The 14,734-nt window shown below is 40.7% G+C and carries 8 protein-coding genes and 1 pseudogene; 2 read left to right on the forward strand and 7 right to left on the reverse strand.

The annotated features are described in order from the left end of the window. Nucleotides 1-120: 120 nt before the first annotated feature. Both PWP39_RS01575 and galT read right to left on the reverse strand, forming a co-directional pair. Nucleotides 121-5,343: a vitamin B12-dependent ribonucleotide reductase gene (locus tag PWP39_RS01575; protein ID WP_288072125.1), complete on the reverse strand. Its 5,223-nt coding sequence runs from the start codon at nt 5,341-5,343 to the stop codon at nt 121-123. 206 nt (nt 5,344-5,549) lie between these two features. Next, nucleotides 5,550-6,533, reverse strand: coding sequence for a galactose-1-phosphate uridylyltransferase (gene galT, locus PWP39_RS01580; protein ID WP_011011559.1), 984 nt, complete (start codon nt 6,531-6,533; stop codon nt 5,550-5,552). 56 nt (nt 6,534-6,589) lie between these two features. Between galT and PWP39_RS01585 the strand changes: the two are divergent. Further along, nucleotides 6,590-7,853: pseudogene (locus PWP39_RS01585) on the forward strand (glycoside hydrolase family 1 protein). Here PWP39_RS01585 and PWP39_RS01590 read toward each other — a convergent pair. From PWP39_RS01590 to PWP39_RS01605, 4 genes are read right to left on the reverse strand one after another with little or no spacing between them, the layout of a single operon-like run. Further along, the gene (locus PWP39_RS01590; protein ID WP_288072128.1) at nt 7,842-9,173 is read right to left on the reverse strand and encodes an MFS transporter; all 1,332 of its coding nucleotides are present in this window, start codon (nt 9,171-9,173) and stop codon (nt 7,842-7,844) included. The pseudogene PWP39_RS01585 and the gene PWP39_RS01590 sit on opposite strands and share 12 nt — an antisense overlap. Beyond that, a complete protein-coding gene (locus tag PWP39_RS01595; RefSeq protein WP_288072130.1) occupies nt 9,160-10,254 on the reverse strand; it encodes a polysaccharide deacetylase family protein in 1,095 nt (364 codons plus the stop codon). The genes PWP39_RS01590 and PWP39_RS01595 overlap by 14 nt, the downstream gene beginning before the upstream one ends. Next, nucleotides 10,251-11,309: a galactokinase gene (locus PWP39_RS01600; protein ID WP_011011563.1), complete on the reverse strand. Its 1,059-nt coding sequence runs from the start codon at nt 11,307-11,309 to the stop codon at nt 10,251-10,253. The genes PWP39_RS01595 and PWP39_RS01600 overlap by 4 nt, the downstream gene beginning before the upstream one ends. 41 nt (nt 11,310-11,350) lie before the next feature. Further along, nucleotides 11,351-12,352 carry a nucleotidyltransferase family protein gene (locus PWP39_RS01605; protein ID WP_288072134.1) on the reverse strand — a complete coding sequence of 334 codons (1,002 nt, stop codon included), beginning with the start codon at nt 12,350-12,352 and terminating at the stop codon, nt 11,351-11,353. Between the two features lie 61 nt (nt 12,353-12,413). Between PWP39_RS01605 and PWP39_RS01610 the strand changes: the two genes are divergently transcribed. Continuing rightward, nucleotides 12,414-13,292 (forward strand): AEC family transporter, encoded by an 879-nt coding sequence (locus PWP39_RS01610; RefSeq protein WP_011011566.1) that lies wholly within the window; start codon nt 12,414-12,416, stop codon nt 13,290-13,292. Here PWP39_RS01610 and glnA read toward each other — a convergent pair. Next, a complete protein-coding gene (gene glnA, locus PWP39_RS01615; RefSeq protein WP_288072137.1) occupies nt 13,289-14,608 on the reverse strand; it encodes a type I glutamate--ammonia ligase in 1,320 nt (439 codons plus the stop codon). The two genes, PWP39_RS01610 and glnA, sit on opposite strands and share 4 nt — an antisense overlap. Between the last annotated feature and the right edge of the window lie 126 nt (nt 14,609-14,734).

The following is a 14,734-nucleotide window of genomic DNA, read 5'->3' on the forward strand; positions in this document are numbered from 1 at the left end:
ATTGAAAGTAAAAACCTTGCAATAATTCTAGTCCCCTATTTCTCTTCCAGCTTCAAACTTCAAGCTCTAGGATCATCTTGAACCCATAGAATGAGGATCAAGAGAAATAGAGAAGAAAAATCAGCTGATAACGCACTTGCTCCATCCACAGACTGGACAGGTCGCGCATCCACTTTCCATCTTCAGCTCAACGAGCTTTCCTTCCTTCTCGTAACACACTGGACAGTAGACCACTCCAAGGAGCTCTCTTATCTTTTCTTCCGGAATATTCCCAGGTCTCACTTCCTCTTCTCTGCCTGGAACTTTTAGTTTACTCTCATTAGCTGGTCTCAGAGAGAACAATAGTTGTTCTTTCTTTCCGTTGAGTATCTCATCAACGTTTATGAAGTTCTTTATCCAAGGCTCTTTCTCGACTATCTCAAGCAATATCTTCTTGGCGTACTCACTTGGCTTTGGCTTGAATCTTCTCTTCTTCTTTTCTCCCTCTACGCTGTACACTTGAACGCTCAGAGAACCATCCCTGTAGACAGTTACTCCCTTGCATCCCAGGAATCTCGCTATGAGATACGCTGCCTTAACATCCTCAACCGTCGCTTCGTTTATCATATTTATTGTCTTGCTCGCTGAATCAGTCAGCCACATCTGAATGCTTGCCTGGGCTATTATGTGGTCGAGCCAGTGTATGTCCAGGGCCGTCACGAAGACTCTTTGCATGTCCTCTGGAATCTCCTCTAGCCCCTGGACTGAGCCGTAGTTGTCGCTTATCTTCTTAAGCAACTCCTCGCTGTATAGGCCTCTCTTCTTAAGTTCTTCCTCGAACACTGGGTCGACGTAGTAGAATTCACCAACGGTAACACTCTTCTTGTAGACGAGTGCATAGACCGGTTCAATTCCGCTTGAGGTGTCGGCTATCATCGAAACGCTACCGGTCGGTGGGCACGTCGTGACCATTGCATTCCTGAGCCCATACTTCTTTATCTCCTCGACGAGCTTATCCCATGGAAGGTTCCATATCTCTGGGTGGTAGAAGCCCTCCACGGGTAGCTTACCCTCTGGATATTCGGTCTTGTCGTAGAGTGGGAAGGTTCCCCTCTTCTTGGCAGCTTCGACGCTGTACTTGTAGGCGTAGAAGGTTAGGTATTCGGTGACTTTCCTCATGAACTTGAAGCCTTCTTCGCTGTTGTATGGAATTCCCAGCTTGAAGAGCGCATCGGCAAGTCCCATCATTCCAACTCCGATCCTCCTCGTCAGCTTCGTGTTGTAATCTATCTCTGGCAACGGGAACTTGTTGACGTCTATGGAGTTGTCAAGGTACTTAGCAACCTTTTGAATCACGTATGCATATTCATCCCAATCGAAGTACGGCTTTCCGTTCTCGTCGTACTTGACGAACTTGGCCAAATTGATCGATGCGAGGTTACAGGATTCGTATTCGTATAGAGGCTCTTCTCCACAGTTGTGGCTCATGAAGCCGTTGCTTATGTACATGTGATAATTGGGAACCGTGAAGTCATAGACTATTTCCTCTCCAAGCACCTCAACGCTCTCAACCGTGACAATTGGCTGGTCAACCTTCGTCTTCTTGAGGCTGAGCTTCTCCATCTTGTAGCCTTCAAGGCCTATCTTTTCCGCGAAGAGCTTTCTACTGTAGTTAGTTATGACGAGCTCGTAGTAACCCTTGCTCCTGTAGATCCTTTCCTCCCCATTCTTAGTTGTATAATGGAACTCGCTCTCATAAGGCTTCTCGTAAATCTTTGACAGTATTCCGAATAGCAAGAGCAGATCTTGAACTTCTCTGAGGAGCTCTCTGCTCTTTGAAGTTAGCCTTATTGCCATGTCCTTGTCAACGTATCCATCCGCACTAAAGAGGCCCCTAAGGAAGGCCGCTATTTCTCTTGGCTTGAGCCTGTAAACTATCTCTGGAATCCTCTTCTCGTTGTTTTTCACGATGTTCTCAAGCCACCTGTATGCTTCCCCGCGAACTCCTAGCTTTATCTGGTTGCCATAGCGGTGAAGTTCTGCCTTGATTCCGAAATGCTTCACGAGTATATCCCTTATCCTCACGGCAATTTCCTCTTCCTTCTCGGCGTTAAAGTAGAACCATGCCCTCTTGTCGTTCACGTTGAGATAGCCGTCACCGATGAACCATCCGAGAACGAAGGCCAAATCTTCCCCTATGCTCTCGCTTCCAAATTCTTCTTCAACCTCGAACCTTGGGAGAAGTATCTTATCCCCTTCTTTTAATTTGCCGACCTCTTTCCATCCTTCTGGAGTCATGAGCTTGTGGTCGAGAGTCGCTGTAATCTCGTAACCTTCCTTTGTCTTAACCCTCGCAACCTTCTTCCTTCCAACCTTCCACACATATGCTGGAACCGCAACTGGATCAGCAACGGCTAAAACCTTTCCGTGAACGGTTTCGTACTCTACCTTCTCTTCTCCCGGCAGGAGGATCTCGACTGAATACGCGTACGGCTCTCCCTCCTCCGCTATTCCCTCCACGGCCACTGCCTCTTTCTTGCCCCTCTCTTTCGCCAAACTGAATATCTCTTCAGCCTTTAGATATCCCTCTGGAGTTAGGATTCTAGTGTCTCCAACGACACATGGATTCGTTGCCCTTATCGGCCCGCCTTTGGCCTTCTTTAGGACATTTCTCCTGTTTATAACGTCGAAGAATATAACTCCTGGGTCGGCTTTAGCCCAAGCCATGTAAGCTAACTCTTCAAATAAGGTCTTTGGATCAACCTCCTTTACAACTTCACCGGTCCTGGGATTTATGAGTGGGTATTTCTTTCCTTCCTTTAGAGCCTCCCAGAAGTCTTCCCATATTCCAACGCTGATGTTGAAGTTACTCAAGACATTAGTTCCAATGTTTTTCTCTTTTGCATGGATGAATTTCTCAATGTCTGGATGCCATATCTCAAGTATCCCCATGTTTGCTCCTCTTCTCACACCACCTTGCTTTATTACATCGCTAACGGCATCTATGAGGTGCATGAACGAGACAGGACCACTAGCTGCGCCTGTCGTTGTTCCCACTATATCTCCTTCTGGACGGAGTTTTGAGAAGTTGAGTCCGGTGTTGTGGACGAAAATCATTCCATTTTCTCCCGCCAAATAGTTCTGGTAGTTTTCAACGGTTAGATCGTAGAACGTCCTCGGCTCGTTCGTGGTTGTTATATGCCTCACAACTTCGAGACCCTCAATCAGGTGGAGCATCCTCTTGACTTCTTCATCCTTTGTTGCTTCGTAGAGTTTCCTTAGCATCTTTACAAGAACTGCCTTAGAGACTCTATTTCTTGTGTGCCACTGTCCAAGTGAAATTCTTTCATCATTAATGATTGCTATCGTCTGGCTACCATTTGTCTTAAACTCTACTCCATACTCTGATGCCCATTCCTTGAAGGCATTAAAGTTCAGTGGAAGACCAAAGTTTCCTCCTTTGTGATTGCTAAGAACTTTCTCAAGTTTCTCCCTCTTTTCCTCGTTCTGGAGATTCTTTCCTATAAGTTCGTAAAATCTTAAGAGTGATGAGTATTCCTCAACGTGAAGCACATAATCAATGCCATCCTTTCTCAGCTTTTCTCTTATTCTTGCTTTTATTCCAAGGGCATTAAGGTAATGAGTAACATCTTCTATTAACCTTTTATTTACCATTCCAAGCTCGATACCTGGTTTATTACTCACATGACCCTCTGCATCAAAGAGGCCCGCTATGAAAGATAAAACAGCATTCTTGCCCTCTTTTAGAATTTGGGGTGGTATTCCGTTATCTATCCCCTCTAAGAGTTTTAGGTAGTGAGAGGTTATATTCCTCGCCTTTATGTCAATATAGTATATATTCCTGTCCTTCTGAATGCTGTACTTCCTTCCAAAGGTTTTTTCAAGATAGTCATTTATTATTTCAAATGTTTCAATTCTATAGTCATATATCCTGAGTCTGTCATAGATGTACTCATGTCCCTTAACATGTGAGTGGTATTTATCAAAGCATCCGTCACCTGCTATGAACCCAGCAAGCCAGTAGTCAAATATGAACTCGTAATCTTCGCCATCTGGCATTCCGCCGATTAAAATGTCTCCTTCCTTGAGCTCATCAGCCCTCTTCTCCACTATCTTAAAGTCAGGTGTCAGAACGAAGAACGGATGCCAGGGAGATGTTAGTATCTTAGTCCCCTTGTTGGTAATGATTTCGTACTTAGTAACATCCTTCCCAAGCTCGTACTTCCATATCACATTCACCTTACCTTTGACGACTCTCTTACTCTCTGGATCGAATGACTTTACATAAATAGGAACGTTTGAAACATCAATTCCCCATCTATTGTATTCCTCATCGTAGAATTCACCTAGATGCTTGTATCTCTCGTACATCTCCTCCATCGTCGTTAGATGCTCCTCACCTTCGTTCTCAAAGATTATCTTGGCCTTTCCGTCTATGCACCCTCCTCCCATCTTCTGTATCATGGCAACATCGTGGGCTGCTTTCATAATACTCTCCATATCATCCTCTATTGGGACAACAAAGCAAGCTGAGAGCATTCCCAGGGGCCTTCCGGAATTTATTAATGCCGGAGTATTTGGCATGAAAATTTGGTTTGTCATTAACCTAAAGTACTCATTAATTTCTTTCTCATATTCATTGAATTCTCCTTTCTCTAACATAGCTAAGAACTCGTCAATGCTGACTTTCATCTTCCCCTGTTCTGCAAGCTCCTTGTATAGGTTGACCATTCTTTCGAAGTGATATTTATTGAGCTTGTATTTTCCTATTGAATATTTTCTGTCAAATTCTTCAAAATGTTCTAGATAGTACTCAACGCGCTTTAAATCTTGAGAATAGTTGCCATTCTTATCAAAGACTCTCTCATCATAGAGGAGATCAGGGATGACAGCTAAAATTGCTACTCTCTCAAACAACTCTCTTGGACTTTCTACAATGTTGCCGTTCTCATCTTTTTTGAGATATCTCGACGCAAGCACTCTTAAGGCATTTATAGAGAATCTCTTGTCAATTTCGTCTAGTTCCTTCTTGTTCAAAATCCTTTTCTTTTCTTCTCTTATTTCAGCTTTCTTCTTTCTATAGAGGATGTAGGCTTTAGCCACTTCAAAAAGTCCTGCTCTCATAAGTTCCAGCTCTACAATATCTTGAATGTTTTCAATGTGTGGGATTTTGCCGTCGTATAGTTCGTTTATCCTCTGCACAATTGACTTAACTACTTCGTCAAGCTTCTTCTCATCCCTGATGCCTACTTCCCACATTGCCCTTTGTACAGCCCATCTTATACGTGACTCATCGAATGGTACTATCCTGCCATCTCTTTTCATCACTTTTTCAACTGCCATAATAACACCTCGACATTTTATCTTTAAAAACCTTCATATATTGGAAGAGTATCAGCACCAAAAATGTTGGGTCATTGGTTATTATACCTTATCCTCATCAGAGTAAGCAATGTGACAAGAATAATATGATAACTTTGTCGTAATATTCAGGGGTTACTAAAATCCACTTGATGAATAGTGGGTAAGAAAAAGAGACGTAGGAGAGCTTAAATACATTTCCCTTTAAGGTTAAGTCTTTGTGAAACTTTTTTGCATGCCTCTTTAAGCTTTCTGGCGTTTTCTTCTGGGATTGCATCGTATGTAAATTCCCATGTACCCATTTCAATTCCTGCTGCGTATTTGATCTTTCCATTGTCTCTTAAAATAGGGTAGAACTCTATGTGTAGGTGATAAAACTTGTAGTTTCCTTTAAATGGAGCCTGGAATATCATCATTGTGTAGGGCATTTGCCTTTCTAAAATGGTGTTTAAGGTTCCAGTGGTAGCTTGAATTGCATCCGCCAAGCTTTCTATTTCTTCCTTGTTGAGGTCTGTTAAATACTGAACGTGTCTTTTTGGATAAATGTGCATTTCGAAAGGCCAACTTGCAAAGAAGGGCATGAAAACTATAAAGTTGTCATTTTCGTAGATAATTCTCTCTTCACTTTCTTTTTCTTCTTTAAGTATCCTACAGAACAAACATTCATTTTTGCTCTTGTAGTACTTTCTAGAGTTTTCTATTTTGAGTCTAGCTTTGAGAGGAATATACGGAAGGGCATAAAGCTGGCCGTGGGGATGAGTTAAGCTTACTCCAATTTCCTCCCCTTTATTTCTAAATATCGCGAGATAAGCAACGTGGGGATTTTCCTTTAGTGTTTTCGTAGCCTCTACCCACAGTTCAACAACCTTAACCATTTGCTCCCTGGGAAGCTCGTCTAGATCTTTAAGATCATGATCTGGTGTCTCGACGATAACACTACACTGGCCAATTGCCCTAGCTTTCTTGTAAAATTCCTCACTCTCAGGTTTTGGGGCATCAAAAGATAACATTGGGAATCTATTTGGAAGCAAAAGAACTTTCCATCCATAACCTGTCTCTTCGCTTCCTGGGCAAAATGGACAGAAATTTGTGGGTCTCCATGGTCTTTTTTTCCTAACTGCAGACACCATGATCCACTGACCTGTGAGGGGGTTATATCTCAGCTCCCTCATCTTTCCACCAAACTTTAAAATATCTTATCTTTTTAAAATGTATTTGGTGGTTTCAAATGCCCCTTAAGTTTCCTGAAGAGTTCCTGTTTGGTACTGCAACAGCGGCTCATCAAATAGAGGGGGAGAACAAGTGGAACGACTGGTGGTATTATGAGCAGATTGGCAAACTCCCCTATAAGTCTGGGAAGGCGTGTAACCATTGGGAATTCTATAAAGAGGATATCCAGCTAATGGCAAACCTTGGATACAATGCCTATAGATTCTCCATAGAGTGGAGCAGATTGTTCCCAGAAGAGAACAAATTTAATGAAAATGCTTTCGAAAAGTATCGGGAAATTATAGACTTTTTTAGCGAACAACATAACTCCTTTAGTAACACTCCACCACTTTACTAGCCCGCTCTGGTTTATGAGAAAGGGAGGATTTCTTAGAGAGGAAAACTTAAAGTATTGGGAAAAGTATGTGGAAAAGGTTGCAGAGCTCTTAGAAAAAGTAAAATTGATAGCAACATTCAACGAGCCAATGGTATACGTGATGATGGGTTACTTAACTGCCTATTGGCCTCCCTTCATCAAAAGTCCCTTTAAAGCCTTTAAAGTCGCTTCAAACTTGCTCAAAGCTCATGCAATTGCATATGAACTTCTTCATGGGAAGTTTCAAGTAGGAATAGTGAAAAACGTTCCAATAATGCTCCCAGCTACTGACAAAGAGAGGGACAAAAAAGCCGCTGAGAGAGCTGATAATTTGTTCAATTGGTACTTCTTGGATGCAATTTGGAGTGGGGTGTACAGGGGAGCATTCAAGGCTTATAGGGTTCCACAAAGCGATGCAGACTTTATTGGCGTAAATTACTATACGGCAAGTGAAGTGAGGCATAGCTGGAATCCGCTAAAGTTTTTCTTTGACGCGAAATTGGCGGATGTTAGTGAGAGAAAGACCCAGATGGGATGGAGTGTTTATCCCAGGGGAATATACATAGCTCTAAAAAAGGCCTCTAAGTATGGAAAACCACTATACATTACCGAGAACGGAATAGCAACGCTAGATGATGAGTGGAGAATAGAGTTCATAATCCAACATCTCCAATACGTTTATAAGGCCATTGAAGATGGCTTGGATGTAAGAGGCTACTTCTACTGGTCATTTATGGACAACTATGAATGGAGAGAGGGCTTTGAACCTAGGTTTGGTTTGGTGGAGGTAGATTATGAGACCTTTGAAAGAAGGCCCAGGAAGAGTGCCTACATATATGGGGGGATTGCAAAAAGTAAGGAAATAAAAGATGAACTAATAGAAAAATATGGATTGTCAAGTCTTTGACTTTAAAATTTCTTCTGCTCTCTTCTTTAATATTTCTTTAACTTTATCCCTGTCTTCTGGGTAGCTCTTTCTTATCCAAATCCAGACTAGTGCACAGGGTATCCAGAACAATGCTCCAATTAAGAGGGTGTATTGGTATGCTAATGGTTCCATGTATCCCATACTCTTGAGAGTTTCTATAAGGAATCCTCCAAATAGTGGTCCGATTGCCTTTCCAACATTATCAAGTATGTTAAAGAGTCCGAAAACTGTCCCCCTGTCTTCTGGTAGATTGACCTGGGAGACAATGGCTCTCACGTTTGGTCCTGCGTAAGAGACAAATTGGATGAATAGAATTGAGTAAATCGCTAGGCCGATCCAATGAATTGTAGTAAGTTTGCTTGGAAGTGGGTAAAGTATTAGGCCTATTGAGGCTAACATTCCCAGGAAAATGGCAATTCCTGTTATAGTGGCTCTTCCTCCTCTTCTCTTAGCCTCAAAGTAATCTCCTACGAATCCACCAAGCAGGCTACCGAAAACACTGGCTATTCCGATTATTAGAAGTACGAATGTTGCTGTTGGTTTATCCATTCCTCTTGTAACCTGTAGGAAGGAAACAAGCCAATAGAGAAATATCCCCCATGGAACTGTTCCTATAATTCCTTGGAGGAAAATTAGAATGTTTGTTTTTGTTTGGAATGATTTTCTTATTGCCTCAAGATTCAATCTGTAGGTGTACTCGTATCCCTTTTCAATAAGAGCTCTAATCTCCTTTTCTCCTGCCCCTCTCTTTGGTTCCTCAGCTATTATATAAAATAGGGGAGCAAGTATAAAGTTTGGAACTGCTGCAATGATGAATGGGGTTCTCCAGCTGGCTATCATCCCAGCAATTATCATTCCAAATAATGTTCCAAATCCAAAAGCTGTTTCTATGTACGAATAACCCCTTCCTCTCTTTTCTTCTTCAAACATGTCTGCAATCAGTGAATACCCTATTGGAATTATTGAGCCAATTCCAATGCCCGTGAGGAACCTCATTGCTAGAAGTTGCCAGTATGTCTGAACGTATGCAGTAAGGAAGCAAGGAATTTCTCCTAAGAGGACTCCAATGACCAATAATTTTTTTCTTTGCTTTATATCAGCTAACATACCCCAGATTATGGTAATTAAGGCGCTAGTGGCCACAAATATCGAGGAAACAAGTCCCATTTGAGTTTCCCCTATGCCGAACTCTTTCATGATTTGCTGGTAGTTTGGAGGTAGCAAGTTTTGGTCAGCCATTAAAAAAGCGGCCATCAATATCAGAAGAACTATGGAAACCCTTCTTCTAATGTTTCCCATTTTCACTCCTCCAATGGGTGTATATAGCTTTAAATGCGTCTAACCTTCTTTCGGGAAGAGGTTCCCAACCACGGGCATCACTATTCTCAGCTAAAAAGGCAAGTTCTCCATCCATATAAAAGGTAAGCATGTTTAATCTCGCATTTCCTTCATCTTCTGTCCAAATCCTCAAGCTTTTGTCCGGAGCCCAGCTTGATGTTCTTAGGTATAACTCTTTTCCACTATGCTTTATCTTCCTGGGTAGACCTAATTCTCCTTCAAGCTCATTTATAATCTCCAATAGGTTGGAAATTGTAATCTTATACCCTGCTATATCTCTGTATCCGAGGAACTCTATGTCTGTTCCATAAAGCAAAATTTCATCTTTTTCCTTTACCCATTTTGCGACTTTTTTAGGATTCATAAGTGGAAATCTTCCCGCTCCCAGCATTACTGCAGTATTGATGGAAACCCATACCGGGATAGCTTCGATTTCTTTGACTGCTTCTAGTGTGACTTTTCCTTCAAAGACAAGATTTATGGCCTTTTTGAGCTCTCTAAGGCCTAAAAGGTAATTTAAGTACACTAACCCCTCTCCTCTTTGGGCTTTTATTAGATGAGGGTATAAGGGTTTAATTGGTTTTATTGCAGAGTTTAGATGGTTAGAGAATAGCATAGCCTCGCCGTCAGCGAAGAGATATTCATAGTTGTTGTCCCTCAAAATTGCTGGAATTATTGGGTCATATGCCAATTCGGGAAGCCAGAATCCTTCTGGGGAGACTTCCAATATGTTCTCTTTCACTTCTCTATCTCTTTTTATTTGTGCCTCAACTCTAGAGAGTGGGAGAAGTGGGAGAATTGCGTGAGTATAACTTGTTCCAAGAATCTCTATGAGGCCACTCTCTATTCCCTCCTTTATGAGGGCAATCAAATCTTTTGGGAGAAAGCTTAATGAGTATCCCGTTATGTTAAGGCCAAAGGGTATCTCTCTTCTTATGAGTTCTGAAATAGTGGGGAAGTATGCTTTTTCTATAACCTTTGGAATTTCGCTCTTTGGTATTTCTGCATATTGTAAATTCCCATGAAAGACTAGTGCTCTCATACTCCCACACCATCGGAGGGTTTTACGACGAAATATTTAGCTTTCCATGAAAATTTCGCGAGATATTCCCTCAATATTGCATCTCCTATTGTTTTTGCCTTATCTTTATCAACTAGTGCTATTGCCGAGCCACCAAATCCAGCGCCTGTTAGCCTGGCCCCATAAGCGCCTAATTCCATCGCTTTTTTAACAAAAAAGTCTAACTCTTCGCAGCTGACTCTATAATTCTCCGCTAGATCCCAATGTGCTGTTGTGAGAATTTTTCCTACCTTTTCTATGTCCCCCTCTTTAAGTGCATCTCTAACTTCAAGAACTCTAGCGTTTTCTCTAACTATATAGCTGAAGAACTTCCTGTGTAGGGGAGGAAGTTTGCCCAAGTCCTTTTCTGTCACCTCTTTTGAGGACTCTTTCCCAAGAATTCTCAGACTTTCTTCTGCTATGCGTTTTCTTTCTGCGTATTCTGAAGATGCTAACTCTCTCTTTACTCCAGTATAAAATACCAACACTGAAACGTCTTTGGGAAAAGGAATATATTCATATTGCAGTGTTTGTGTATCTAGAAATATAACATTGTCCTTTTTTCCAAAAACAACTGCAAATTGATCTAAGATTCCGCATGGAACTCCCACAAATTCATTTTCAGCTTTTTTCGCAAGTAATGCCTTTTTGAGTGGATCGATATTTAAATTATATAGTTGATTTAGCACTTCTAAAATTCCAACTTCAAAGCTTGCTGAGGAACTTAGACCAGCTCCGAGGGGAAGGTCCCCTGTTATTTTTCCTTTTAGTCCTCCAATTTTGTACCCTTCTTGGATTAAAACCCACAATACTCCTTTTACGTAGTCTATCCATGATCCTTCCTTTGTGAGATTATCTAATGTAAATGTTTTCTCTTCGTTGAAGTGTTCGGAGTATAGCTGGACTTTATCGTATTTTTCGGCTGTTATTATTGTGTAGAGATCGATTGCCATTGGCATTACATAACCATAGGTGTAATCGGTGTGCTCTCCGATCAAGTTAACCCTACCAGGAGATTTTACAGTGATTTTACTCATGTAAATATTTTACCTTCAAATAATTTTTAATTTTTTTGTGATTAATCTCCTCGTTGAATTTTTGCATGTCCTCCAACTAAGCTTTTCCTTAGTTCGAGGTTTCTTATCTCACATTTCTCGTCAATTATTGATCTCCATATTGTTGAGTTTCTAATTATTGTACCAGGGAAAATTATTGAGTCGCTTACATCAGAATTTTCTATTATACATCCCTCACCAATATATGCGTAAGGTCCTATAATTGACCTACCAAGTATTTTTGCCCCTTTTTTGATTATTACTGGAGGAATTATCTTTGAATATGGGCTAATTTGAATTTCTTCGATTTGAGTCTCTTTTAAAAAATCCTTTAGGGCTTCGAGGTAACTATCTGAGCTTCCAATGTCATACCAATATCCTGAGAACCTGTAGCCGCGGATTTCTATTCCCTTCTCTAGTAACCATTGGATGTAGTACCCAGGGGCGTCTTTATTACCTTCTTTTAGGTATTCATCTATCAAGGAAATTACTTCTTTTGGAAATGCATATATTCCAGTGCTTACTAGGGTTGTTTTTGGATTTGGTGGCTTTTCTTCAAAGTTTATAATCTTATCCCCTTCCAGAACAACTACACCATACCTCTTGGCTAGTTCAAAGTCTCCGATATCATAAACGGCTATTAGAGTTTTCTTTACTTCATCAAATCTTGAGAGAAAGTCCTCTATTGATAGGGAAAACAAATTGTCCCCAGATATTATGAGGTAATCATCATCTCCTATTGTTTCAATTGCATTTTTAATTGCGGCAATTGTTCCAAACTTTTCTTCTTCCCTATATGAATTCTCTACAATTAGTTCAACATCGTATTTCGATAGCTTCTCTCTAAAGCTCTTTTCAAAGAATTTATTTGTTGAAACATAAATAGGATATTTTATATTAGCCAGCTTTTCTAAAATGTGTTCTATTATTGTTTTATTGCCAACTGGAAGAAGGGGTTTAGGTTTATTTTTTGTTATTGGCCATAACCTAGTAGCATAGCCTCCGGCCATTATTAGAACCTTCATACGTTTATCCCCCATATTTGTTGGAATAGGATTTTTAAAGGTAATTCTAGGAAAAGCTACCATGAACATTCCAGAAATGCTTGCTTTGATATCCTTGGGGTATATTCTTAGAAGATTAATCAATGATGAAAGGCCGTTTAGTATCCTGAGGATAATAGTTAATGAAGTTCTCTTTGCAATATTTGTTTTTGGGAACGTGGCTAGCAAAAGCCTAGATTATTTGATAAGGATAAAGCTCGTTTTCATATATGTATTTTTGGTTATTGGGCTAAGCTTGCTGACATCCTATGTTTATGGAAAACTGTTCCTAAAAGATCGAGAATGGCGTGGAGCTCTCATGGTTCTCTCTTCATATCCTAACACAGCTGCATTGGGATTTCCCATTGCTAGTCTATTTCTTCGAGATATAACTCCAGCTATTTTGTACGCAACTACCAATTCATTAATAATTCTCCCAATTGTTACCTTTATAGCTGCTCATTTTTCTGGCAAGCAGAGCTCAATAAAGGAAAGCGTAAAAAGAGCTCTAAAGTTTCCACCTACCTCAGCCAATTTGTTGGCCTTGACTTTAGTTATGTTGGGCATAAAGCTTCCAGAGTGGCTTTTGGAGCCAATAATTAGAATTGGATGGTGGAACATTCCGCTCCTCTTAATTTACTTTGGCTCAAGAATTTCATTGGGCAAGTTTTCTATTAGAAGATTGCTTGAGGTGGCAACTTTTAGAACAATTATTCCCTTCCTATTCGTTTTAATAACTCTCAGAGGAGCAGAAAGAGAAATTTTCTATGCTATATTAGTTGAAGCTTCAATGCCTCCAGCAATTTCGGCAAATGCTATCTTAGCTCAATACAATCTTAAAGCAGAAGAGGCAATTAGTACAACCTTTGTATGGACTTTGATTGTGATAGCGTTCTACTCGGTTTTAAAAATGTTGAGTTAGAGGAAGAAATACCTCTCAAGCTCCCATTCTGTAACCTTCTTTGTGTCTTTTGGCATGTGCTTTTCTTCTAGGTATTCTAAGTAGGATTCCCACTCTTTCCACTTGTAGTTAATGAAGTTCTTGTATGCATCTCCAAGGGCCTCCTTTACAACTTTGTCTTTTTCAAGTTCTTCCAGAGCTTCACCCAGGCTTCCTGGGAGTGTTTCAATTCCAAGTTCTTTCCTCTTTTCTTCGCTCATTTCATAGACATTCTCCTCTACGTATGCAAATGGATCAATTTTGTGCTTAATTCCATCAAGACCAGCTTTTAGTACAGCTGCAAAGGCAAAGTATGGGTTTGCACTGGGGTCTGGGCAGCGATATTCAATTCTAGCTCCCTTACCCCAGAATGCTGGAACCCTGATTAGAGCACTCCTATTTCTATAACCCCAGCTGATGTACACTGGAGCTTCGTAACCTGGGACGAGCCTCTTGTAACTGTTCACTGTTGGGTTTGTAACCGCAGTTAGTGCTTTTGCGTGCTTTAGTATTCCACCTATGAAGTGTAGTGCTATTTCACTTAGCCCCTCTTCTCCCATGAAAACGTTTTCTCCATCTTTCCACAAGCTTATGTGGAGGTGCATTCCGTTTCCTGGGAATCCGAAGAGGGGCTTTGGCATAAATGTAGCATATAGACCGTGCATTTCTGCCACTGCCTTTGTTATGTACTTAAAGCTCACTATGTTGTCTGCAGTTTTTAGGGCTTCATCGTATCTAAAGTCTATTTCATGTTGGGCCTTACCTACTTCGTGGTGAAGAACCTCTGGGATTAGACCAAATGATGGCATGTATTCAGCTATTTCCCTTCTAATGTCTCTTGCTTTGTCCAAAGTGAGGATATCAAAATAACCCCCGACGTCAGGAATTTCTAATTCCCAGGTACCATTTTTCTTGAATAAATAGAATTCAGGTTCTGGTCCAATGTACGCTTTGTAGCCTTCTTTTTCTAGTTCTTCAAGAGCTCTCTTCAAGATTCCCCTAGGATCTGCTCCATATGGCTTGTTATCTTTGTAAATGAACCCATACACCCTAGCTACATTATCCCAGGGGACCTCAACGTAAGTATCTGGATCTGCCTTAAACACTAAGTCACTGTCTTCAATGCCTTGAAAACCTGGGACTGAGGAGCCGTCAAAGGATATCCCATCAGTGACTGCTTCTTCTAACCTGCTTGCTGGAATTTCCATCCCTTTGGGCATTCCGTTTATATCCACAAATACTAACTGTACAAATTTGATCTTTGAGTCAAATTTGTTCATGCTTACACTAATGTTCATTTATTTCCCCCCTTCATGATTATTTGTCTATTTATTCCCAGCATACAATGAACATTTATACAATATAAGCTTTTAGGCATGAACATTAGATAATTGACAAAAAGAGTTCATTTGGTAAGCGAATTG

Origin of the sequence: Pyrococcus sp. (assembly GCF_030153625.1) — an archaeon.
Lineage (GTDB): Archaea > Methanobacteriota_B > Thermococci > Thermococcales > Thermococcaceae > Pyrococcus > Pyrococcus furiosus.